This window comes from Anaerophaga thermohalophila DSM 12881 (assembly GCF_000191885.1).
Classification (GTDB): Bacteria; Bacteroidota; Bacteroidia; order Bacteroidales; family Marinilabiliaceae; genus Anaerophaga; species Anaerophaga thermohalophila.
Genome location: NZ_AEWI01000015.1, coordinates 17,706 through 44,269, shown reverse-complemented (window position 1 = coordinate 44,269; position 26,564 = coordinate 17,706). Strand labels below are relative to the sequence as shown.

Sequence of the window (26,564 nt, the reverse complement as noted above, 5' to 3'; positions counted from 1 at the left end):
CATCCGTATAAAATTTAATTATTAAGGTCGGATGGAACTCGCATGCAAGGACTTATACATATTCTGTTGGGACAAACCTTGTCATGCTCGTTTCATACTATACTTTTTGTAGTTGAGATGCTCAAAATTGTCTTTTTATCTTTCTCTTCATCTACCATCCAACCCTCTGCCTGTTAAATATTGCAATTCAATAACTGCCTCGTTATATGATTTCACCAGGCTCAGATAATCCAGCCTTATAGTTGTGGCCTGATCGAAATACTGAACATATTGCAGATAATCGATATTCCCTTCACGATACTGAAGAGTGGCATTTTTTGAGATCAAACTTGCTTCTTGCAGCCGGTTTTCCCGGAAGAATTTCAACTGCTGATGGTAGTTGTTCACTTTGTTCCAAAGATTTTGAAATTCTGTTTCCAAAGTTTTTTGAATGATTCGGTGTTGCTCTCCCGCTATTTCGGCATCGATACGGGCACTCCGGTTTTTAGCATGTTCCCCCCAGAAGTCAATGGGAATTTTCAGTCCGACTTCAAAAGCGCTGAATCCATCGCCACCATTCACATCTGTTTTACTTAAACGGACAAAAGGATCGGGCCATGACAATGAACGAATGGCTTTACTCTCTGCTTCCGATGCACTCAGTTTGTCTTTCGAAACCATGAGATCGGGATTTCCGTCGGGCAGCCGTTGTCCGATGGTATCCAACGGAAACGGATAAACTGGCAGCACCGAATCTTCAACCGCAACGGGAGTATCAGAAAACAGAGTTTCCTGAAGTCGGTTCAGGCTGTTTTGTAGCTCCATCTCAGCCATTTCCTTATCCTGCACAATTGCTTTGTATTTCGATTGTGCCGAAACTTTTTCCAGATAAGAAATATCTCCGGTCTCATATCTCAATTCTCCGGCTTCATAGAGTTCAGAAAAATACAATTCCAATTGTTGCATCAAAGCAAGCTTCTCTTTGGCAAAAAGAACATCATTCCAGGCTTCTTTTACATCACGTATCACCAGTGCTTTCGCGCGGTTCAGACGCGACCGGTAAAGTTCAATATTCCGATTGGCCAGTTTCCCGCGGGCTACATACCCGGCAGGATTGCTAAATTCCTGCTCTACCGACCATTTTTGACGGCCGCTTCCCTCATTTTCGTTTTCATAAGCCACTTTAGTATCGGGCAAATCAAAAGCAGCGACTTTCTCCTTTTGTTGCTGCTCAACCCCCAGAATGCCGGTCCTAATCTCCGGATGATTGTCCAGAGCCATCTGTATGGCTTCATTCAATGAAAGTGGCTCCGGGCGTTGTCCCTGAAGAGAGGATGGCACAATCAGCATTCCTGCAATCAGGCAAAAGAAAAACGGTCTAATATCACGTTTTTCAGAAGAATTATCCCTGGCCAGCATTTGCGACAGGAAAGGAATCCTGATAGTTCTGGCTTTAAAAGTGTAAATAATCGGCAATAAAAACAGCGTTAAAAATGTTGCAGTTATCAATCCACCGACAACAACCGTTGCCAAAGGGCGTTGAACTTCAGCACCCGATGATGTTGACATGGCCATTGGCAGAAAGCCCAGCGCATCGGTTAGTGCTGTCAGAATAACCGGACGAAGCCGCATATCGGTGCCATGATAGACGCGTCGAAAGACATTGTTAACGCCTTCGGCTCTCAGTTCATTGAAGAAACTCATCAACACCACACCATTAAGCACAGCTATACCAAACAATGCAATGAATCCGACACCTGCAGAGATACTAAAAGGCATTCCGCGTATCCACAAAGAAAAGACGCCGCCAATGGCTGCCAGGGGAACTGCCGAAAATACCAGCAACGCCTGTCGTGACGAACCAAACGTAAAATAAAGAAGAATGAAGATAAAAGCCAGAACCAGTGGTACTACCCATGAAAGTCGTTGTTTGGCGCTTTGAAGACTCTTGAAATCACCTTCGTAAGAAATGCTGTATCCCCGGGGCAGATTCAGTTCCGAATCAAGCTTTTGTTTTACCTCCTCAACAAATGATTCGGTATCACGATTCCCGATATTAACATCCACTTCGAGCTTCCGCTTCACACCTTCGCGTGAAATAGCTGCAGGGCCCGTCTGCATTCTGATATCTGCCACCTCACTCAATTTCACCTGGTTGCCGTTAGGTCTTTTAAGATATAGATCGCCAACAGCTTCAGGATCGTTTCTGAACTGCTCATCCAAACGGACTACCTGTGAGAACTGACGCTCGCCTTCGTAAATAATACCTGCCTCAGCGCCTGAGTAGGCTGCCTGTATGGTACGGTTGACCGTTTCTATATCCAGTCCGTATTGAGCCAGTTTATCACGATCGTATTTCACAACCAGCTGGGGCAATCCTATCACTTTTTGCACATTCAAATCACCGGCACCGGGAATGTCTTCAATGATTTCACGTGCTCGATTTCCGTAATGAAATAGCGTGTCAAGATTTTCTCCATATATATTTAGCAAAACATCGGCCGATGAACCTGTAAGCAAGTGGTTAAACAGCATCTCTACCGGCTGTGCAAAAAAGAAATTCACACCCGGAACCGCTGCGGACATCTCTTCCTTCATCAGTTTTTCCAGCTCATCCTTGGTTTCGGCCCTCACCCATTCATCTTTGGGAGACAGATTTATAATCATTTTGGCCATCTCGAGCGACATTGGGTCGGTAGGAATTTCGCCGGTACCGATCTTCGTAGCCACCTGTTCCACTTCATCAGGAAATTTCTCCATCAGCACCTTTTCCAGTTTGGTATTGATGTTTACTGTTTCCGTGAGCGAAGTTCCGGGTTGCAGCAATGGATGAATGGCAAAATCACCTTCGTCAAGTTGGGGGATGAAAACCGCTCCAAGGCGGGTGAAAATTGCCAGGGCAATCACAAAAAGCACGATAACAGCCCCGGTAACAGCCTAACGATAGTGCAGAGCTACTCGTAACATTTTCCGATAACTTTTACGAATTTGTCCGATGACCCTGTCTGCCAGCCTGGGCTTGTCTGTTTTCTCCGGTCTTAAAATCCATGAAGCCATCATGGGAACATAAGTCAGACAAAGTATGATGGCCCCCACGAGGGCTGTCCCAAATGTGATGGCCATTGGCCGGAACATCTTGCCTTCCTGTCCGGTAAGCGTCAGGATGGGAATAAAGACAATCAAAATAATCAGCTGACCGAAAATGGCAGTACGCATCATACGCCCGGAAGCCCAAATAGTGATTTCTTCAACTCTTTGTTTTATCTGTCTCCCACTTAATTGTCTGAAATGCGAAATCCTCAGGCTCATCTGATACACTACAAACTCCACAATAATCACGGCTCCGTCGATAATTATTCCAAAGTCTACCGCCCCGAGGCTGATCAGATTCGCCGACAAATCAAAAGTGTACATAACGCCGAGTGCAAACAGCAACGAAAGCGGAATAACAGAAGCTGTGATGAGTCCCGAACGAAAATTCCCCATCAGAAAGACCAGAACAAAAATGACAATCAAGGCACCCAGAACAAGATTTTCAACAACCGTGGTCGTTGTATCTTTGATAAGCGAGGAACGGTCCAGAAAAGGCTCAATCTGAACACCTTCGGGCAAAGCTTCTTCAACCCGCGGCAAGCGCTCCCTGACATTGGCAATCACTTCGGCAGGGTTTTCCCCCCGCAGCATCATCACTTTGCCACCTACAGCTTCACCTTTGCCATTGTAGGTAAATGCACCTCCCAAGCCACTTGTTAAGGGGCCCATCGACGGCTCACCAACACCTGCAGGTAATTTTCCGGAAACACTTTTAAGTTTTTCAGATACCAGCTGACGGGGTTTGTACATTCCCATCTTTTCTTCGAAAACAAGGGTGATGTCGGACAAGCCAAATTTAGATTTGGAACGAATCTCAATCAACCCCGGAAGGTTACCCATCTCCAGTTCCACCGGATAAGTAATGAGCCTTTCTATTTCCTCTGTTGCCAGATCGGGGGCATAAGTGGTTACTTTTACCTGATTGTTGGTCAGGTCGGGAACCGTGTTCAACGGCAAATGCAGCAATGCATACACACCCCATCCTATCCAGGCAAAAATAAACAGCCCCACAATAAACTTGTTCTTTATTGAAAAGGCGATTATTTTGTTAATCATTTACTGGTTTTTTTTAAGTTTGGCAATAAATTCTCGCAAGCATGCGACCGCTCGGCTTTCTTTGCAAGAACTCTGGTAGTCTTTGAATAAAGTCTTTTGGTAAGTCTTTTGTTAACAATATTATCCCGATGAGCCGGGAAAATATGAAATGTAATTACCAAGAAAAAGAAACTATGCCAATGGTGGGCCCCGGTGAGGGAAAACAGAAAGAATAAATATATCTAAAGGCGATACATTCGGGATAAGTACACGGATAATCCGATTTCCAGATTCATCATCAACCGCTGGCGTAACATACAATAAAAGCAGGAAAGAATCATTAACCTCTCAGGATTGGCTGATCTTAACAATGCTCTGTCGTTCAACGGTTATATCGTTAAATGCATGGCAATGATTTCGGGCGTCATCAAACGATTCATTGTGTTCTATGGGATATTCGCAGGAAGTAGAATCTCCCGCAACCGGAACATTCGAATAAACCGAATGGAAATGATGATGATGGGGAATGACTTCATGTAAAAAGATGACCAGACCGGCCACCCATAACAAGAAAAGAGCGATATTTTTCCCCTTGGTCATCCGTATAAAATTTATCTATTACGAAGTTATCCGGGTCGCAAATATATAAAAAAAAGGCAGAAGCAGAGCACGCAGTTCCACCTCGGCCTGTTGAAACAAAATATTTGAGTTTGCAGGAAACTGAAATAAATTATTAACTCACGACGACTGACTTAATTAGGAGCTGTCCATAAAGTGCCATTTACTGTGCTACGATCGTCCGAAGATTACTCATCCCGAAAGTAGCTTTAAAAAGACGCTGTCTAAAAAGTCCATTGTGGATATCTGTGATGTGCTCCGTGCACTTGTATGTAATTACTTGAAAAACAATACCTTCGGCAGCAAGAATTGAATTCAGTTTTTCCAAAGAATTACTTATCAGATACCCTCAACAAAAAGCACATTCGGGACTCCTTTATTGACGGCTACGTAAGCCCCCGATAATATCAGGGCAGGCATTGCAACCGGCACTTTAAGTACAAACAATTTTTACCCTTTCCATTCTCCTTTAATCGCCATTTCCCAGCGCTTATTTACGGTTTTCCAGTTGACCACATTCCAGAAATTGTCAACATAATCGCCACGTTTATTCTGATATTTCAGATAATAAGCATGTTCCCACACGTCGAGTGTCAACAGCGGAATACCACGTTCATCCGAAACATCCATCAATGGATTGTCCTGATTGGGGGTAGAAGTTATCTTCAGGTTTTTGTCAGCATCCAGGTACAACCAGGCCCAGCCACTTCCGAAATGTGATTTGGCGGCATTGCCAAACTCTTTTTTAAATTCGTCAAACGATCCGAAGTTCTTTACCAATGCATCTGATAACCTGGCTGAAGGATCACCACCATCGGGTGACATATTGTCCCAAAACAGACGGTGATTGTAGTAACCGCCACCATTATTACGTACCGATTCACTATGCTGAGATATATTGGCAAATATATGATGCATAGGTATAGTCTCCATATCGGTACCTTTGATGGCGGCCATAAATTTGCCGTAATAGCCCCGATGGTGTTTATCGTAATGCAGCTCCATCGTCTGAGCATCGATATAGGGTTCAAGAGCGTTGTAAGCATAACCCAGCTGCGGAAATTTATGTTTCTCAACGGAACCTGCGACTGCTGCAGCGGCAACTCCTTTATTACCACCCTGTTTTTGACCTGCGGGCATACATGCTCCTATAGCAGCCATGCCTGCCAGTGAAAGAAAATGACGTCGTTCCATATCAATTCTTTTTATTGGTTCTAAATTATAGAAACATGTTATTGTCCAAATTGTTCGGTCGGGAAAAGCAGTTTTACACAGTCTCTGTCCATTGCTGAAACAATACATGAGCCCGGTCTAAAAAGCATCTTTGTTGCCAAACTCGTTGTTGTTTTAAATTTTGCATCCTCATTAACAGCAAGTTAACTCCGGTACAAAAATTTAAAACGCCTTGATTTTGACAAAAATATGCTTTTTATACTGCACTCATACATCGTAAACACCATAGAACGATTGCCCGATTTCGGATACTCTGTTATCCAGCAATTCATTTCTTATCAATGCCTCCAGAGACCGAAGAGCTTCCGAAGGATTGCCAGGACGGTGCCTGCCAATAAAATCCTTCGAAGTTGAATAAAAAGAGTGCTCCAGTTGAACATGGTATTACCTGCCTGACCGACAGCCGTTATCATCTGCAGAAATAATATCCATCGGATCCATTGTCCTAATTTTCAATCTCTCCGGCCCTTTTCAGAGAATATTTTGAAATAACGGGGCCCAACAGTTCATGAATAATTGCTGTCCCTATAACAACAGTCATGATAAGTGTAGAAAATTCATGAAAGGCCTGTTCTTCGGAAACAAGGATCGCAAGCCCGATCACGATTCCGCCTTGGGGAAGCAGACCGCCAGCTGTATATTTTTTCACAGGTTTTGAAATATCCAAAAAGGTTGATGAGCCTGATATTCCGCTATATTTCCCCAGTGCACGCGCAATGATATACAAAATAACCAATGCCGAATTACCTGAAAGCAGGGAAATATCCAGATGTAAGCCGGAAAGTGTAAAGAAAATTACAAAGATCAATTCTTCAGTATACCGTTCCACGACACCAAAAATTTCTTCTTTCTGTTGATTAAAATTAACAACGATTACGCCCATTGCCAGGGTTGAAAGCAACTCATCAACACCCAGATAAGCTGAAGTCCCGAAGCACAATATCAGAACCCCGAGAATCAGAACGATCAGGGCACCTTCTGTCTCCCGCTTAAAAATACGTGATAGCAAGTTCAGTATAGAACCAAAGACAATACCAACGATGACGGCCAATACTATTTCTGAAAAGAGGTGTTCAATGGAATTAAGGAACGAAACATCGGTATGACCCATCAGAAATTTTGCAAATGACAGAGATAATGTAAACAGAATGATACCCATAATATCGTCAAAAGCAGCTATTCCCAGAACAGACGAACTCACTGGTCCTTTGGCTTTGTATTCCCGGATAACGGCAAGCGTTGCCGATGGATCCGTTGGTGCTGCCAGTGACGCCAATATCATACTGAAAGCCAGAGAAAGATAAACAGAGTCAAAAATCGTAAAAACATATTCCACCGCCACAAACAACATAAAGAATACCGATAGATAAGCAAAGACAGACTCTGCAAGAGTCATAATAAAATAATTCCGGCCCTCTTTTTTTATTTTATCAAACGATAATGAACCGCCAATATGGAAAGTAATCACTGCCAAAGAAATATCAACCAATGGCTCGCCCGTCTCAATAAAAGAGTGCGGTACAATTCCCAAAACCTGCGGGTTCAGAAATATTCCCGCCACAATGTAACCCGATATCTTTGGAAGTGAAATTTTGGCTGCCAGTTCGCCAAATAAAAATCCGGAAAAAATTATTATACCGGTTATCAATAGTACGCTCATTTGTTACTGATAATTTTTCTGAGAGATTTATGATTGAGTGCGCTATAAAAGCCACTCCTTTTTCTTATTTATTATCCCCTTTTTTCAAGGGTTACAGAAATTTTGTTCCTGAATTTCAGTCAAACTACGAGATTAAAAAAATCGGAGGTACACTATTACTAAAACCTTATTATATAATCATTTAAATTGATATCCGAAGCCAAATTCATTTTCTTTCTTAATCGATACCTGCTTGACTCCACACTTCTAAGAGAAATGTTTAACATTTCTGCAATCTCCTTATTACTATAATTCATTCTTATATAACTAACCAGCCTAAGATCTTTATGGGTTATTTTAGGAAAGGTTTCGGTTATACGCCTTAAAAAATCATTGTGTAATACATCAAAACTTGTTTCAAAAGATTTCCAATCCTCCATGGGATAAGAGTTTTCTTCCATTAATGAATACACATTTTCAAGTTTTTTTCTGGCCTGATCGGATACATATGGCGTAATTTCCGACAAATAATTTTTTACCCTTTTCAGCCTTTGGTTTTTTTCCTCAACCGCCATCGCACTGGAAACAAGAGCCTTATTCTTTTGATCGAGTTCGTTAGTAAGTTTTTCTTGTTCCTGTTTCAGCAATTCTTTCTCCCTGATAATTTGTTCCGCTTCCATGACTTTCTCCTGAATACTCATCTCTAACATGACATATCTGGTTCTGGATTTATAAATGTAATATCCCAGGATAAAAAACGGAAGACTTATCAGAATAATAAACCACGGAGTTTTCCAAAACGGAGGTAACACAATAACTTCAAGAGATGCATGACTGTCGGGATGCCAAATTCCATGACTGTTGGAAGCTTTAACTCTGAAAATATACTCTCCGGGAGGAAGGTTTGTATAGGAAGCAAACCGACGCGAGGCGTCCACCTTAAACCATTGCCCGTCGAAACCCTCCAGCGTATATTCATAACTATTATTAAGCGGGGTGGCAAAATGAAGTGATGCAAACTCAAAAGTAATTAAATGCTCATGCGAAGTTAACGTAATTTTATCTGTTGCATAAAGAGGTTTACTAATAAGAACCCTGCCATTTATTGTATCCCCTGCCTCAACTTCCTTTCCGTTCACCGTCAATCCGTTTATCACCACCTTAGGAATATAAGTACTTCTTCGAATATCTTCGGGGGAAAATATGGTAAACCCGTTTTTCCCCCCAAAAAACATGGAATTATCTGACATTTTAATGACCGCTGAATAGATATCAAAATTGAAATTGTTCCCATGCAATCCATCTTTTTTCTGAAAATTAATAAAATTCTTTGTCTCCGGATTAAATTTAGAAATACCATACCCCGTCGCAAGCCAAAGATTGTGCTCCCTGTCTTCCAGAATACTGTGAACCGCATTATTTGACAAACCCTCTTTTTTAGAGTACTTAACAACAGCGGAGGTTTTTTTATCGAAGTGCCATAAGCCTTGAGAAAGTGTTCCAAGCCATAATTCTCCTTTCTCTGATTCAAATATTGATAGAACATCTTTCAGGATGATACCCTCCTTTTTATCAACAACAGATACCTGCTTAAATCTATCGTTTGCCCGATCATAAACACATACTCCACCTGCCAAAGTGCCAATCCAAATATTATCATAATTATCACAATAAATCGCTGTTATGGTATTGGACGGCAAACGGGTGGTATCAGATGGGTTTTCGCGGTAGCTGTGTTTAATATACCTCTCCGGATTCTCCTTAATCGGTATTAACTTATCAATTCCTTTCCCTCTGAAACCTACCCAAACATGTCCTAAGCGATCCGAATGTATGGCAGAAACCTCTCCTCCGGATAATTGCTCGCCAACATTATCATATTTATATTCCATTAATTCTCTTCTTTTCGGATTGTATTGAAACAGCCCTTCTCTGGTTCCTACCCAAATACAACTATCTTCTCCCCTTTCAAATGTGGTAATTCCTTTGGCTCTTTCAATGATTCCACTTTCATCCAAATTGATAAAAACTTTTTCGTCTCTAAAAAATTGATAAAATCCACCATCCACAGTTCCTATTAACAGTACCCCCGGAGTAATTTCTATAGCTGCTGAAATCTGATAATGAAAAAAATTGTTATTATCCACCGGTGACGGATAAAATGTTTTAAACCTGTTTTTGTAAAAGTCTATTTTATTAATACCATCTCCCCATGTAGCAACCCAACACAAGCCTGAATTGTCCTGATATATCGACCAAATCCAATTATTACTAATGGAATTATCGTTCCATATTTGATAATTGTATTGCTCTATTTCATACACGGATATTTCGTCAGAGCCATCCGAAAAGGAGGATTGAGAAAGTTTATTATGACTGTTAGCGGAACCTTCCGATAAATCAGCATTCACCCTATATGAAGAAATACTTTCGGCAGTTATAATCTGGAATAAACCATTACCAAACGATCCGGCCAGAACTTCATTACTACTGATCGGTAAAATTGTTTTTATAATTGCATCCTGTATGCAGGAAGCGGAACCTGAATGACATGAAATATCCCTAACCTGATGATTTTGGATGTTAAACTCCATTATACCATGCCCCCAAGTGCCCAGCCATAAAACATTTCGACGTTTTTCTATTATAGCATTTATTGTGTTTACTTCAGCTGCATCATCAGAACCGGCGTCTATCATAAAATTCTCAAAAATTCCTTCCTCTTTAGAGAAACAAACCACTCCATGCTGCCAAGTGCCCAACCACAAAACGCCATCTCTGTCTTCAAAAATGGTATTGATAAAGTTACAGGGCAAATTTGAATTTATTTCTGTATAGTTGGTAAAAGTATCGTCATCATAATCATATCGGGACAATCCGCCGCCATAAGTACCAATCCACAAAAATCCTTCTGAATCCTGGTATAACGTTTTGATTACATTATGACAGATAGACGTTGAATCATGAGAATCCGGATAATATTTAATAAATTCTTGTTTTTCAGGAACAAATAAATTAAGCCCATTTTGTGTACCTACCCATATATTTCCGTACGAATCTTCCAACATACACTCTACAAAATTATTACTAAGAGATGTGTCATCCATCGGATCTGCCTGGAATGACTCCATTTTATAACCATCAAAAACATTAATACCTTCAAAGGTACCTATCCAGAGAAATCCATTACTAGAATGTAGAAAACAATTCACGGAATTGTGGTTAAGACCATCTTCCATATTCAGCCTTTCAAATTTTAATTCGTGAATCTCAGCCGATAAAAATTGAGAAATGAAAAATGCAAAAACAAAAAATACTGCATTAACAGTTATAATATTTTTTTCAGCCTGCTTCATAGACTTTTTTGAACTTCGTTTACTGACCTGCATTATTATTCCTGCAGAATTTTATTTCACAAATTTTCTGTTATGGTTGCCAATAATCAGCCAAACAAGCAACTATACAAATTTTCAAAAGAAAATAGTGACTCCTCTCATACAACACTCCGTTAAACACGCGCAAAAAACTGATAATGAATTTTTTATCATTAACAACATCAATCACAACGTTCTCATAACAAAAACTTTACCTTATTGAAGTTTAAGCTACATTTTATCAAAAAAATCCAAAAAGCTTACTCCTCATCGGAAGGATTGGTCATAATGATAAGATCATCTGTGGTTTACCGGGAGTTTTGTAAAAACAAATCCAAATTTAAAAATTAAAAAAACAAAAATAGTTGTAAAAATCGAAACACCAGACATGAATACTGAACTTTCTCCCAAAATTAAAAAAGACCTAATTCACCAACACACCAACACATAAATGGTTTCTGTCCATAAAGCAACATTTGCTGTATTACGACGCTTGCTTCCAAAACGCTCATTTACGAAACGAGCATGGCAAGGTTTAACACAAAAGAATATGTATAAGTCATTGTATGCAAGTTTTATCCGCCCTTAATAAATAAATTTTATACGGATAAAAAGTAAACGCCGCTTTGGACGACCTCGCAAGCCTTGCAACTGGCACTTTCTGAACAGACACGTAATTTGCTACAACCTATGCCGACTTTATAAACCAACACTAAATACAAGAAACTCACTAAAGAAAGAGGATATATATTAGTTGACGTAAAAATGCAGTACCAATGCGTATTTATTTCTATTTCTAATATTTTAATAAAAACGATTTTCGTTAATACATTTGTTTTAATGAAATTAACATAAAAACACATCTCATGACCAAAACAAATCTAACAACCACTTCTATCATTCTGGTGTCATTGATTGTGAACTCTTTCACATTCGGACAAGTGGATAATCGGAATTTCAAGAGAGGGTATGGTTTTGGAAATCATACTCAGGCAGACATGGAAGCCTTATCGGCAGGAACAACATGGTGGTATAACTGGTGGTACCGACCGGATGCCACCGACAACATCATCAATGTATATCAGGATTATGGAATGGAATTCGTTCCACAAGCATGGAATGCAAACTTTGACGAAGCCGGTTTACGTCAATACCTTAATGAACACCCTGATGTTAAATACATCATGGGCTTTAATGAACCTAATTTTAAAGCTCAGGCCAATTTAACGCCGGCACAGGCAGCTGCGGAATGGCATAAAATAGAGGCTATTGCGGAAGATTATAACTTAAAAATAGTAGGACCGGCTCTTAACTATTCCCCAGATGCTCCTTATTATGATCCATTTCAATGGATGGATGAATTTTTGGAAGAATGTGATGCATTGGGTGGTTGTCATTTCGATTATGTAAATGTCCATAGTTATATGAATAATGTTGATGCCCTTAGGTGGTATCTCAATGAATGGAAAAAATATGGCAAGCCAATATGGCTGACAGAATTTTGCGCGTGGGACGGCATAGAAACGACTGTAACTCCTGAATATCAACAGAATTTTATGATAGAAGCCCTGGAATTACTGGATAATGATCCTGATGTTTATCGCTATGCCTGGTTTACAGCAAAATCTACAGGAATTCCATACAACAGCTTATTGGGAACAACCCCTGGAGAGCTTACAACACTAGGACTCATATACACAGACCAATACACAATTCCTCAATCTGATTATATTACCATTCGAGTAATAGATAAAACCAAAGGCGAAGTAACCAACAGTGCTGTCTGGCCTGACCAATCCGTTTATACCTGGCTGGGAAATACTACTACCTGGGTAGGCCTTAACAATATGCCTCCAGGTACCATGGAGGGTAATTGGATAGGAATGTATAGCGGAGTTGAAGGCGGAAATCTTGAAAAGAACGAGGAAGAATGGATATGGTCATATACTTTCATACCAACAAAAGGCTTAACTTACAACTGGAATCCGGGTATATGGATAGACGAAGCCCGCACCGAAAACTCCCTTCAGAACATCCATGTAGGCAGAAATCTTGAATTTACAGTTGATAACGAAGGAGTTGCAACCGGAGAATTGACACTTGTCATAGAAGACGCAAACAATGCAACTCCTGTTGAATCAACCTCTGCAACCGGCATCAACGAAAAATCAAGATTTAATAAAGTTACAAATATTGCGCCAAATCCGGCCAATGACAGGGTTTTCATTTTTTCACCTTTCCAGATAAAACATGTTCAGATTTATAATTTAACCGGGGAATTAGAAATCTCTCAGGACACCAATGGAAGTGTATTTGTGGGACAATTATCTTCAGGCCAATACATAATGAAAATAACCGGGTCTCAAAACGAACAAGCCATTAAGAAGCTTATAATCAAATAATTGAGTGCAGTATAAAAAGCATATTTTTGTCAAAATCCAGACGTTTTAAAATTTAGTACCGGAGTTAACTTATTGTTAATGAGAATTTATCAGTAAATAATTAGACTAAGTTATTGGCTTGTTGGAACTTGAATGATTAAGCTTTATACATGTTCTTATGTGACAATTTTTGTTATGCTCGTTTCATTGAGATTTAACTTATTTTTAGTAGGTAATTATACGTCAGGAAGTTAAAATAACAAAGCAAAAAAAATCTTTCCTATGAAAAAAATCTTTTTATTAATTCTTATAGTACTAACAGGGATTAACAACATGTCAATCACAACTGCCCAGGAATACAAAAATGAAGAACTTTTTGGGCCGAACATGTTTATTTTCAGCCCTGATGATGATATGGCAGCAATAAATGAAATCATCAATAACATTCATGACGAAATGTTTCACGATGAATTCAGCACCAAACGATATGCATTTTATTTTAAACCGGGCAATTACACGGGATCAGGAACGCTTAACATAGCTTATTATACTCACATTGGAGGTTTGGGAAAACTGCCCACCGATATCAGAGTTTCAAATATTTACACTCCTGCCCCACTTCCTAATAACAATGCCACCTGCACATTTTGGCGTTCAGCAGAAAATCTAACCGTAGCCGGAGTTTCCGATGGTGACATGAATACGTGGTTTCAATGGGCTGTTTCCCAAGCGGCTCCGCTCAGAAGGATTAACTCCGAGCGACGAGCCCATTATCAGTGGTGGTATGACGGTTGGTGCAGTGGTGGTTTTACCGGAGATTGCTATTTCCACGATCGTGCAGGGTCATGGTCTCAGCAGCAGTGGTATTTTCGCAACACTTATGTTGAAAAAGGATCTGAAGATTATAGCATAGGGGGCTGGAACCTTGCCTACCAGGGTGTAGAATTCGGCCCCAATGTTAATATGGCCAATCATAGTGACAACTGGAGTGTCTCGGGTGGACTATGGAACAATGTGAGCCGTGTAGATAAAACACCTATTATACGTGAAAAGCCATTTCTCTATATTGGAGATGATGGAAGATATAAAGTTTTTAAACCAGCTCTGCGCAAAGAATCGAAGGGCACATCATGGACGTTTTCTGATATGGGACCCGGAGAGACCATAGATTTGCTGAACGATTTTTATATTGTAAAACCCGGGACACCTGCTTCAACCATGAACGAACAACTTGCTGCAGGAAAACATCTGTTTATCACCCCGGGTATTTACGAAATATCCGAACCACTTCATGTTACGCATCCTAACACCATTATTTTAGGAACAGGCTATGCAACCCTTATACCTTCTTCTGTTAATTCCAATACAGCCATTCTTGTCGATGATGTGGATGGAGTTACTATTGCCAGTCTTCTTTTTGATGCACATTATAGTTCAAGAACACTGGTACAGGTAGGTAAACAAAATTCTACAATGGACCACTCCGATAACCCCACCCTGCTTGCAGATTTATTTTTTCGTGTAGGAGGATTTCGTGAAGAAAATGTAAATGTCGATATCGCCCTTGAGATAAACTCCTCAGACATAATTGGTGATCATTTCTGGATTTGGAGAGCTGACCACGGAAAAGGGGTTGGATGGTTCAAAAACACCGCCAGAAACGGATTGGTAGTTAATGGACATTATGTTACCCTATATGGGGTATTTAATGAACACTTTCAGGAGTACGGTACCCTCTGGAACGGAGAAAAAGGAAGACTCTATTTTTATCAAAATGAAACGCCTTACGATCCTGTAGATCAGAACGACTATATGAGTCACAATGGAACTGTGCGTGGATATGCTGCATATAAAGTAGCAGATCATGTAAATTACCATGAGGCAAGCATGCTGGGAATTTATGATGTGCTGATTAATACAGGGGGAGAAAAAATCGCGATTGACAACTCCATAGAAGTACCAGATTCAAAAGGGGTTAAAATTCATCATGCCTGTAATGTAGGTATCTCCCCCGATGATATGGGCGGATTCGTTTCGGTCATTAACGGAGAAGTGCCAAGTACTTACTATGTAAATGGTGCGGGCTCCAGATTTTTTATTATTGATTATCAGGGCACAAATGATCCCATTCCTTGGGAACGCCCCACACAGATTACTAACATCAATAATTCCAATATGTCCTCCACTGTCAGTATTTATCCAAACCCTGTTTCAGATTACCTTTTTATTAAATTTAATGACAATGGTTTCAAGAAAGTAACCGTCAGCAACATGGCTGGTCAGGTGCAATCCTCAAAGAAGATTAACACCAATGAATCGATTCTGAATCTGGACTTGCGCCATTTGGATGTAGGAATCTACTTTGTTACCCTGTCAGGCGATGGACTAAGTGAAACTTTTAAAGTTGTCAGAAAATAATTTTCATGAGGCTGTCTAAAAAGAAAGTGTGTTAAAATGAAAGAAAATCATTTTAACGCCTAAGAGATGAAATGTTTGGGCTCAACTTACATGGTACGTAACTGTTTAGAAGTCTTTCTTTTTAGACCTTTCTCGTCTGAAATATATAAAGGGATATTTGTAAGTCTATCAGAAAAATTGTAAATGTTATTAGTCCTGACTAATTTTTTATAATTGAGTGCAATATAAAAGCATATTTTTGTCAAAATCAAGGCATTTTAATTTTTTGTATCGGAGTTAACTTGCTGTTAATGACGATGCAAAAAATTAAAACTACAACGAGTTTGGCAATAAAGATGCTTTTTAGACCGGACTCACCCTTAATTTAAAGTTTGTAATCAAGTCACTTTTTTGCCAAAATCACTCCTATATGAAAATATTTCTGCCACTACCAGTTATGACAGGAAATTTGCCATAAATAGCATCAAAACTTGTCGTAAATTAACAACCCGTTTTTAAACAGGCAAATTCCTTAACCCAACTTGAAATACAGAAACACAAACATAAACATATCAAATAAAACGTGTTACGATTTTCAATTGGAGAACTATTTTTTTCTAACATGTGGGCGGTATTTAAAATTATGGCTGTCGAAAATTTGCTTTTGGTCATTTGTTGGTCTGGTGCATAATTTAATATAGATTTTTTTATTCTCATTGTTGTTCACGCTAATATTGAGGGTTGCATTGATCTCATTTCCTAATTTGTCAAACACTTGTTTCACAAGCCATTCACCTCCAATCTCCGTGCCGTCAACTTGTTCTATGGTTTCTAAATCAACTTACTGGATATTACTGCGAATTTCTTTAGAAATTATCTCTCTTTTCAAGTACCAGAGGCAAATAATTTTTCATCCGTATAAAATTTATTTTTAAGGTCGGATGGAACTCGCATGCAAGAACTTATACATATTCTGATTGTGGTAAAACTTTGCCATGCTCGTTTCATTGATAATTTTGTCGGCAAAATGGATAGCCAATATTTCAACATCCTCAAAAATCTTTTTATCAGCAAATAATAATAAAGTGTTCACATCATTTTTAAATTGAAAACAGTTTACTTTTTCATGCTTCGAATTTGATAGCGGTTACTTGTATTTATTGATATTTGAACTTATCATAACAATAGTGTATGCATAAAGGATGCTAAAAAAGCAGTGAATGATTCTAAGGAATTATTCACTGCTTCTTATTTTTGTTACAACTTATAGAAAATACCTTCTCAACAAGTATTATCACACTGCACTTATCATTTCTTCATTAGTATTTGCGAGTAAAATTTACCATCCAGCTGCATTCTAACCAGGTAAATCCCTGTATCTAAGGAAGACAATTGCACTTGGGTCCGACCATTAGTGATAATTTTTGATGCATCATAAACAGATACACCTTTAAGCGTAAAAATGGTAACATTGGCCAAACCATCTACTTGTTCCGGAAATTGAATCTCCACGTAATTTTCAGCGGGATTTGGAATTAACATTAATGAGGCAATCTTACTTTCATGGTCTTCAAAATTTCCCGTTGGTGTGTCATCTCCGTTATACCCCTGAATTCCAAATCCATACTGGAACAATGGATTCCCATATTCCGGCAGCAAAGGCTCACCCAGAGCAATTTTATTTCTGATAACCTGACGTTCTGCGGCAGTAGCGCCCAAATCGAAAGGCAGATCCCACTTTTCCTGTTGATTTACTAAATCATCCGTTCCTATTTGTTCCATGTTTCTGGGCAATTGCCAAGGAAGACGCCCGGTTGGCGGATAATCTCCGAAAAGAACCTGTGCCAATGCAGGGCCTCCACCATCACCCGGGCGATACGCAATCAGCACCGCATCCGCCATATCTAAAACATCCTGCAACACATAAGGACGAGGCATAATAACTACAACAACCATAGGAATACCGCGGCTTTTTAAATCATTCAGCGTTGACAGATCATATTCATAGGAGTTGGAAATGGCATAATAGGCATCATGAATATAGGGCTTCTCATTATCATACATGGTGCCGTGCGTATAAGTAGGTTCACCCACAATGGCAATAGCTACAGAAGGATTAACAGCATCATTCAGATATACATTAAATCCATTGTTATCTCCCCGCTCTTTAATGGCTTCATACATCGTTTGAGCACCATATTCATCATGAAAATAACTGGTCCAGATGCGATAACTATCGCCATCATCAGCTCTTGCACCGGTTACAAGAATATTAGTTCCTGCTGAGGGATTGAGAGGCAGAATACCATTATTTTTCAATAAAGTCATTGATTGACGTGCTGCATCAACAGCCAGCGCCTGATTGCTTTCCGTGAACCAGGTATTCTTCCCGTTAACAGGATCTCCATAGGGATTTTCAAATACACCAAGTCTAAACTTCACATTCAAAATCCGTTCAACAGCTTCGTTGATTCTTTCTTCAGGAACACCCGCGATAAAATTGTTCATACTAAAACCATCTGCACCAGGGTCTGCTCCTCCCATTATATCTGATCCGGCATTAGCCGCATCAATCCATGCTCCCCAAGGCAACCAATCGGTACATACAGGTCCTTGAAAACCCACAGTTTCTCTCAGGTAATCTATAATCTTTTTACTGTCTCCCGCTCCGGGCCCTCCAGGATCCAAATAGGAACTTCCGGCATATCCCGGCATTACCGTAGCCCCTCCCGCATCCATATGGGCAAACCAGGGTTTCAGGTGATACTTGGCTGTTATTGCATCATAAACCACCAACGCCTCACCGCCTGCTCCCTGACCAGGCCAGTGTTTGGTTGTAACCATTACCGAATTCGGATTAATTTCAGGACCTGCCTGATAGCCACAAATTAATGCACGTACCATAGCCGCCGCAAAATCAGCATCTTCTCCACAACCTTCCTGAATACGAGGATATAAGACCTTTGTGCCAACTTCTGCAAGCGGTCCTAAAACACCTCTTGCACCCACCGCTACTTGTTCTGTTCTTTGCATATTGGCACATTGAAAAGCCAGTTCCAGATTGCGGGATGCTGCCAAAGTACTTTGAGTGGGAAACGTGGTGGCATAACCATGGATATTATCTCCGGCTGAAACAAAAGGAATTCCCAAACGGGTTTGCGCTGCCGCTTTTTGTTTTTCCAGCATATCTTCAACGGTGCCCGGACCAAATGCCCATCCCGATAAAGGGTATTTTTGTGCATTGTAAAACATTTGATATGCTTTTTCTTCAATAGTCATTCGCGACATCAAATCATTAACCCTCTCACTTACTGGCAAATGCCAGTCTTCATATGGATCAACCTGTCCGTTTTTATTCAGATCTCTGCAACCATCAATAATGCTTACACCATCGTTAACACTGGTTACTTCAGGAAGATAAACACTGAAATTCCCTAAATCAGAATATTGTTTCCCGGAAGGAGTATTGGCCACAATATACCATTTATAGGTCCATCTGTCCGGCAAATCTGTCGAAACTGTAAAGTTGGACTCCGACACTTCCCCTATTTTGGTAAATCTGTCGAGCAAACTTCCCATTTGATACCAGTCATAATGATCTTTGGTAATATTTACCCAAATTTCGTATGTTTCAGCACTACTAACATTTTCCCAAGTCAGTGTAGGACGGCGACTGTCCCACACAACAACACCTTTTGCAGGAGTCAATACTTCAAAAGAGGCAGGACCCGGAGGTACCGGTGGCGGATTGGGATTGGGATTAGGATCAGGAATATCATCGACTCCGCTCCCCGGGCTATAAATTTCAAATTCAAAAATTGAATAGGACCATTGGGTGTTTCGTTCCACACCTTTCATTCGGACATGTTTGGCTACCACAGGTGAAAACGAGAGATCATCCGTTCGGGGTTCAACCGGCAATTCATCCTGAGGATTAAAAACATAGACAGTCTCCCAGTTTACATTATCCATAGAAACCTGAATTTCGTATTTTTTCGCGGAGGCCGTTTCCCAGTGAATAATAACCCGATCAATAAAATGATTTAAACCAAGATCAACCGACATCCATTCATCATCGCTAAATCCACTCTCCCAGCGAGATGTCAGGTCTCCATCCACGGCATTAGAAGATCCGTTGACGCCTTCTACATTTACAGAGGAGTGTTCCGTGGGCATGCCCAGGGCAATATTGCCAATACCATAAATGGGCGTATCATTGCTCTCTACAGGGTTTGTCCTTGTCACCACGGAAGTCTCCGGGGACTCATTTCCCGCAACATCATAAGCCCGAACACTAAACTGATATTCAGTATCCGGATTTAATCCACTAACTGTAAACGATGTACTATTACCATCAACTATAGCCTCATGGTTTCCATTTTTAAAAACCACATAATGATCTATGGCATTATTGTCGGTTGCTGCACCCCATGACAGAAAAACTGCATAGGTAGCCGGAGCTGCTGATAAAGCCCCTGGTGCTGATGGTGCCTCATTGTCATTACCGTTTCCCTGAGTCCCGAACACCTTAAATTCATAAATCGAATATGGCCACTGAGTATTGGCAGCAAGTGTTGTCAATCGAACGTATCGTCCTTCCATATCTATACCGGTTAAACGATCTGTTCTCTCGCCTGCAGCCATCCCCGTCTTTTCGGCAACTGGTGCCCATTGATTGTTATCCTCTGAAACTTCTATCAGATAATCTTTGGCATTTGCCGTTTCCCAAAGAATAAAAATATCCGAAATGATATAAGTTCCCCCTAAATCTATGACAAGCCATTCTTCATTAACTGTTTCAGCAATCCATCGACTTCCGGAATTGTCATCCACAACCAGACTGCCATCTCCCGAAGAACAAGTCACCGTCTTCCCTGATGAAATAACAGGTTCAGCCGGTAGAACCTCAACCCCGGCTTCGACAGATAAACCGGAGTTAACAGCTGTTACAACATAAAAACCCGGTTCGGAGGAAGAAAAACTTCCGGCTGATGTGACAGAACTGCCATTTGCAGGTTGAACAGTCCAGGTAGTGGCTTGCGATAATGCAATAGGCCTATCCATTTGATCAAGTCCTATCACATCAAAATTCACCACTTCATTTACACCAACACTTTCTTCTTCAGGCACTATCCTCAAGGAAGTTAATTCCGGGGTAAATGGTGGATATACCTCAAATTCATAGATGGCATACCCATACCCCATCTGTCTGGTAACTCCCTGCATTTTGATGTATCGGCAGCTTAAATTAAGGTCTGTTTCCACATCAACACGATTTCCAAATGGCAGTTCTCTATATTCAATTGTTCCAAAATAGTTTTCACCATCTTCGGAAAAAGAAATGTTGTAATCCAGTGCATTGGCATTTTCCCAATATATTTTGAAAGCATCAACTTCCTTTACACTGCCCATATCCACAATTAACCAGGCATCATCGATATTCTCCGAATCCTGCCACATCGTTCCGGTGGTGTTTCCGTCAAATATCTGAGTAGGTTCTTGTCCGTCTGAAGAGACTGCTGTTAAGCCTGTATATTTCTGTGCTATTCCTTCAGGAATAATTGACAGAAAAATAAACAAAACTATCCATTTAAGAATATCCATATTTTTCATCAGTATAAAATTTATTTATTAAGGTCGGATGGAACTCACGATGAATCGTAAGATCATCGTAAGCCAATTTTGTTCACGTCATTTTGAGATTTCAACCCTACAAAATTCATGTTCGTTTTATTATATTATTTATTAATTATGAGTTTTTTAAGGTACGTTTTATGATTTGCCAGAATTATTTCAACGAAATAAAGCCCGTTTTTGGCAGCTGTTATATCGAGCTGCATTTCACTGACAGCACTTTCAGATTCAAGAATGGCTATGCCGGCAATATTGAAAATCCTTACATGAAATTCTTCGTTGGGAACAACAATTTTGAGGGTATTTTTTGCCGGTACAGGATAGATTAAACAATTCGGCTCTTCATTATTTTTTTGTCCGATAAAAGTTGTTGTATTTTGGCCAAAAGCTTTAATTTCAAAAAGAGAATATCCATATTCGGTAGCTCTTTTGGTACCATAAAAACGTAAATATCTGCCTGCAACAGTTTTGTCGACTGGTATTACATCTAATCCTCCATCCCCTCCGGAAACGGTTGCAATAATTGCATAATCTTCAAAAAGCGGGGAATTACTCAAATGTATCTCATAATCAGTGGCATAGGCAGCTTCCCATTCCAATTCAATTCTTTGCAAACAGTACTGTTGTTCCAGGTCGATCACCACCCACTGAGGATCGAAAGCTTCACTACTCCAACGAGTTGCGGGGTCACCATCATTTACGGGTGTTACGGTGAAACCAGCCTGATTGGAAGAACTTTCAGCAGGTTTATTCAGTGCAAGGTTTATTTCATTTGGATTAATCGGAACGCTTACCGAAACAAAATCAAAACTTTGTGCACCTTCATCATCCGTTACCGTCAGTTTAAAAATATAATCCCCCGGCACCAGATTTTCAACATTTGTAATTGCTTGTCCGGGATTAACAATATATGCTCCGCTTCCTTCTTCCAGACTCCATTGAAAGATTACAATGCTACCATCTGAATCATAGCTTTCGCTGCCATCAAGTCGAACTGTACTTTCAGAAATCTCAAGAGATTGGTTTTCACCAGCTTCAGCGACAGGTCGCTGGTTATTTAATGCTGAATTGTAGAATTGATGAGGCCCTACACTAACTGTTTCAATAGCAGTATTCTCACGATAAACCGTAACATCCTTAGGGCTGGTACTGTAATTATATATCAAATAAGTAAATTCTCCTGTTTCAGGATGCTCATAAACAGAACCTGTAGAAATGCTTGTATGGTACCCCTTAGCAGGATGTCCATAATCTTTATTTGCATTCGCCAAATAATAATTGACTGCCACATTGGTATGTTCTGTCCATTCTCCTGCTTCATTTTCATAAAACTGATCCAACAAATCAGCGGCTAAAGCGGGCTCATACGTTTTGATATAATTCAGTTGATACCCTCCCAGGTAAGCCCCCATATTGGCAAGATTGGCATATACGTCAGTATTTTCAAAAGATCCAAACTGCACCCTGTCAGCCAGCATGGCATCGAAATCAGCAGCTGCAAGTAAGGGATCATTGACCAGGTAGTGATTGTAATAAAAATCGGAGGGTACACATTGAATTCCGAAAGCCCAGGCAGGATCCCCACTAAAATAGGTTGCCATAGAAAGATTATTTGCCTTAAGAATTCCCACATAGTTAAACGGGTAAGCTTCAGGCAAATCACCGTGCCTGTTGAACCAGTAATATCTGGTAGCCCGACCTTCCAACAAAAAACCTGTTGCTCCAATGGACATGATTTCCTCGTCTTCGAGGGCAACTCCCAACAAATAAATCCCAAACCATGAATTCATTGCCTCCGAGGTTGATTCCTGATTATTTCCGTCAACGAAATTACCAACACCTCCTGCCCAGGAATGTCCCATGTATGGATCAAAGTTGCGCAAAAAAGGAAGTTTGGAATCATCATTTTCACCATAGCGTTTCCAGTTGGCATAGGACTTGGCTATTTCCTTAACCACATCTCCATATTGCGTTTTAAATTCCTGATCAACCATCATTAACCGCGCCGCTCCGACAACAAAATAACCATAATGAAAATGCAAATCGTTAAATGCCTGGGACCCATATCCGCACGGAAAACCGATTAGTGCTCCAAAATTAGGGTACCTGCTAAAAAAATAACTACCGCTTGATGCTTCTGACGGCTCATAAGTTAGCCAGTTTATTAATTCCCTTTTCAGACTGTTTTTTATTTTAACAAATCCGGGATGCTCAAGCTCTTTGGCCATTAGCATAATATTTGATCGTTCATTCAATCCTTTGGCATAAGTATTTCCGTCAAAGGCATTTTCTGACGCATTCACACGGGCAGTTATCAACTCATTTAAACGTTGTCGCCTGTTCTCACTCAAATTGACCGGTGATGGTAAATAAGGAGGCATTCCACCAAAATCGTATGAAAAAGAAAAAGTAGTCCCTGAAGAGGTCTGCATTTCACCAATGATAGATTTATAATTGGCATTAACTATAAACGAAGGATGATCGGTATTTCTGTAATGATGAGGAAGAAAGCTCATTAACACAGGTTGATTGATCGTTCCAGTTTCCAGATTTTGTGTCTCTACCTTAAAGCTGGTTAGAATCTTCCCAACGTTCGGGTTATATTCCCACTCAAAGCGACTGTCAACAATTTTATTTCTGGCATGATCCTCATAAAGAGCAATTAATGACAAGTCCGGAATCACTGAAACAACCAAATAGCCTGAAGAACCTTCCGGAAGCTGTGGATGCCATTCACCTTGTTCCGTTTTGTCAAATATAGTTCCTTCCGGACCGTGAACCCCGAATATTTTTCCATTAACGGAAAAGAACAACGAATTTCTCTGAATCGGATAAGTAGTAATCTCCTGGTTATTTGAATCATAAACCCCGTCAACCAAATGACTCAGTGTAAAAACAGGGTCAACCTCTTCTATATCGATCCATGTAAATGGAACACCATGAAATACAGAACAATCCATGTAATTACCAAAATCATCCTCCATTTTAAAAGTAAATCCTAAATCGGACCAGTCATATACCTTGGCATCAGAAGGCCAGAAAGCGTCTGTAAAAGAACTGCCGATTTCTGTAAGATCAGTAAAGACAATATTATCGCACATAATAAAACCCCATCCACCGGTAGTATTGTCAACAATTCTGATTTCTGCATTCTGACCTTTAAAGGACGAAACATCCCATTGTCTCCAGGTCATAGTTCCGCTATTTTCACCTGTTTCACTTAAAACGCGCTGCCCGTTAACAAAAAGACCAACAAAAGCGTCGTCAGGATAATTTCCACCTCCCACGAGCATATATATATAATCTTTTTCAATGGTAAATTCAGGAGAGGTCAATGTCATCAAAATGCCATTACCATTATAGGTATTTACAAACCGATCACCCCAAAAACCATTAGGTGTAGGTGTTTGGCTCAAATCTGATAGCTTAACCGGCCCCGGATAAGCAGGATTTTCTGAAACCAACCACCCCTGAGGATATGTTTCAGTCTCAAATCCGGTGAAAACCTCGGTTTCGGGTGCTTCAGATGGTTTCACTTTCCCCCTGATGTCTATCCAGGATTCATATACCGTTCCAATGCCTCTGTCTCCTTGCATTTCAAAACGGTCAGGAAGGGAAACTTTAATGCCGGAAGAGGTTCCTTCTACACGGTGAGGATAAGCGTCCAGAAATCCTGTATATTGGTCAAAAATAGTGGCAGTCCACCAATCATTAGTTGGAATTGGTTCACCAATTTTATCAGGATGAATGTACCACGGCCATCCATCCTTTATCTCACTGTAAGGCTTTCCAAAATATGCCCCTTCATCGTAAACCGATGGAGGAGGAAATTCAGCAAAGCTTCCTGAGCCCAGACTTATCGGATTCTGAGCTTCTATTCCTCCAAACAAAAGAAACAGAATGTAAATTAGACTTTGTTTTTTCATGGTAAAGGTAAACTGTTAACCCGCTTAAACGGGATAAATTAAATAATAAACGATGAATCATTAAGGGTTCAATACCCCCAGTATATTAGATAACAAAGGGTGATAATCAGTAGGAAGCTCCCATGAAAAGTCGCAAACCGATTGACTTGCCCACCATCGATTGCACAGTACATCAAAAACAAATGTACAGGAGCTTATTTAAGAAAGATATTTTTTTTATACAAAAAGATACTCAATACTACTGCATTTATACTGCATTCTTTTTAGCTAATGTCAATCTTTATATTAATATACTGCAAATCAATGGATTAAAAAATAAAACTGTTAACAATTTCAATTTTCAATAAAACAAATTTTAATATTTTCTGCTATCTCTTATCTTTTTTTTATTTTCTCGTGTGCAGGTGAAAATTCAGATTACCCAAATAAGTTTGCTAAAACTACAACTCATAGGCGCCTTTACTATTGGTCAAATGGGACTTACGATGAATCGTAAAATCAGCATTAGCCAATTTTGTTCATGCCTTTTTGAAAATTTAGCCCTCCAAAATTCATGTTCATTTTAAAAATTCTATACAACAATGAGTTTGGCAACAAAGATGATTTTTAGAAAGGGATCAGTAATAAAATATTATGAATAATTTAGCCCAAATCACTTTCTTCCGGAAATTTTACAAGTTTTTTAGCAAATTCTGTAAAACAGTTGTTTATGTCTGTTGCTATATTTGCAAACAGTTTAAACGCAAAGAAGCTAAGACACAGAGAAAAAAAGATGAGTGCCGGTAGTCATTGAATTGAACTTAGCGGCCTCAGAGCCTCCGTGCTTAAACCAAATAAACAATATGCTCAGAAACGTCATAAATAGCATCATGGTCTGCCTGTTGTTGATTTCAACAACAGGTCTTTCTGTGTCTAAGCATTACTGCGACGATGAGCTTATATCGGTGAAACTAAACAATGAGGCAGACCCGTGTTGTGAAGATGGCGCCTGCTGTCATACTGAAAATCAGTTCCTGCATCTGGATGAGGATGTTCTGGCAGTTGCACCGCAAATCAATCTTGAGTATTTTTATGCTTTTGATCTGATTATGACCACCTCCGAAGTTGAGATTTCCATGCCGGAAAACTGCTTTATCACTTCATTCAACTACACAGCTCCCCCACCCCGCTGTATTGGCACACGCCTGGCTTTACAGCAGGTGTTTCTTTTGTGAAATGATAGACGCAGGGTGCAAAGAGACAGAGAAAAAAATAA

At 40.0% G+C, this 26,564-nt stretch carries 9 protein-coding genes and 1 pseudogene; 3 read left to right on the top strand and 7 right to left on the bottom strand.

Translation table 11 applies throughout. The features are described 5' to 3' along the window. Positions 1-147: 147 nt before the first annotated feature. The 5 genes and pseudogenes from ATH1_RS22170 to ATH1_RS0106550 all read right to left on the bottom strand — a co-directional run bounded on the left by ATH1_RS22170 (position 148) and on the right by ATH1_RS0106550 (position 10,953). A pseudogene (locus ATH1_RS22170) lies at positions 148-4,128 on the bottom strand (CusA/CzcA family heavy metal efflux RND transporter). Positions 4,129-4,455: 327 nt separating this feature from the next. Continuing rightward, positions 4,456-4,707 (bottom strand): hypothetical protein, encoded by a 252-nt coding sequence (locus ATH1_RS0106565; RefSeq protein WP_010419205.1) that lies wholly within the window; start codon positions 4,705-4,707, stop codon positions 4,456-4,458. Positions 4,708-5,175: 468 nt separating this feature from the next. Continuing rightward, positions 5,176-5,919 carry a superoxide dismutase gene (locus ATH1_RS0106560; RefSeq protein WP_010419203.1) on the bottom strand — a complete coding sequence of 248 codons (744 nt, stop codon included), beginning with the start codon at positions 5,917-5,919 and terminating at the stop codon, positions 5,176-5,178. 484 nt (positions 5,920-6,403) lie between these two features. Continuing rightward, positions 6,404-7,618 (bottom strand): cation:proton antiporter, encoded by a 1,215-nt coding sequence (locus ATH1_RS0106555; protein ID WP_029163992.1) that lies wholly within the window; start codon positions 7,616-7,618, stop codon positions 6,404-6,406. A gap of 158 nt (positions 7,619-7,776) precedes the next feature. Next, positions 7,777-10,953 (bottom strand): two-component regulator propeller domain-containing protein, encoded by a 3,177-nt coding sequence (locus ATH1_RS0106550; protein ID WP_010419198.1) that lies wholly within the window; start codon positions 10,951-10,953, stop codon positions 7,777-7,779. A gap of 884 nt (positions 10,954-11,837) precedes the next feature. Here ATH1_RS0106550 and ATH1_RS20075 point away from each other — a divergent pair. After that, entirely contained in the window at positions 11,838-13,373 is a 1,536-nt protein-coding gene (locus tag ATH1_RS20075) for a glycosyl hydrolase (RefSeq protein WP_010419194.1), read from the top strand. A gap of 261 nt (positions 13,374-13,634) precedes the next feature. Then, positions 13,635-15,770 (top strand): T9SS type A sorting domain-containing protein, encoded by a 2,136-nt coding sequence (locus ATH1_RS0106540; RefSeq protein WP_010419191.1) that lies wholly within the window; start codon positions 13,635-13,637, stop codon positions 15,768-15,770. Positions 15,771-17,057: 1,287 nt separating this feature from the next. On the opposite strand, the gene ATH1_RS20070 is transcribed toward ATH1_RS0106540, so the two are convergent. Together ATH1_RS20070 and ATH1_RS0106525 are read right to left on the bottom strand one after the other, a co-directional pair. Continuing rightward, a complete protein-coding gene (locus ATH1_RS20070; protein ID WP_010419190.1) occupies positions 17,058-21,362 on the bottom strand; it encodes a discoidin domain-containing protein in 4,305 nt (1,434 codons plus the stop codon). Between the two features lie 125 nt (positions 21,363-21,487). Beyond that, positions 21,488-25,309, bottom strand: a complete 3,822-nt coding sequence (locus tag ATH1_RS0106525; RefSeq protein ID WP_010419188.1) for a glycosyl hydrolase — start codon at positions 25,307-25,309, stop codon at positions 21,488-21,490. An 842-nt stretch (positions 25,310-26,151) separates the two neighbouring features. Here ATH1_RS0106525 and ATH1_RS0106515 point away from each other — a divergent pair. After that, the gene (locus ATH1_RS0106515; protein WP_010419185.1) at positions 26,152-26,523 is read left to right on the top strand and encodes an HYC_CC_PP family protein; all 372 of its coding nucleotides are present in this window, start codon (positions 26,152-26,154) and stop codon (positions 26,521-26,523) included. Positions 26,524-26,564 lie beyond the last annotated feature (41 nt).

Bases quoted from the DNA above. Each gene is read 5' to 3' on its own strand.
- ATH1_RS0106550 (WP_010419198.1), bottom strand. From the start codon at position 10,953: ATGAAGCAGGCTGAAAAAAATATTATAACTGTTAATGCAGTATTTTTT.
- ATH1_RS0106565 (WP_010419205.1), bottom strand. From the start codon at position 4,707: ATGACCAAGGGGAAAAATATCGCTCTTTTCTTGTTATGGGTGGCCGGT.
- ATH1_RS0106555 (WP_029163992.1), bottom strand. From the start codon at position 7,618: ATGAGCGTACTATTGATAACCGGTATAATAATTTTTTCCGGATTTTTA.
- ATH1_RS0106515 (WP_010419185.1), top strand. From the start codon at position 26,152: ATGCTCAGAAACGTCATAAATAGCATCATGGTCTGCCTGTTGTTGATT.
- ATH1_RS0106540 (WP_010419191.1), top strand. From the start codon at position 13,635: ATGAAAAAAATCTTTTTATTAATTCTTATAGTACTAACAGGGATTAAC.
- ATH1_RS0106525 (WP_010419188.1), bottom strand. From the start codon at position 25,309: ATGAAAAAACAAAGTCTAATTTACATTCTGTTTCTTTTGTTTGGAGGA.
- ATH1_RS20075 (WP_010419194.1), top strand. From the start codon at position 11,838: ATGACCAAAACAAATCTAACAACCACTTCTATCATTCTGGTGTCATTG.
- ATH1_RS0106560 (WP_010419203.1), bottom strand. From the start codon at position 5,919: ATGGAACGACGTCATTTTCTTTCACTGGCAGGCATGGCTGCTATAGGA.
- ATH1_RS20070 (WP_010419190.1), bottom strand. From the start codon at position 21,362: ATGAAAAATATGGATATTCTTAAATGGATAGTTTTGTTTATTTTTCTG.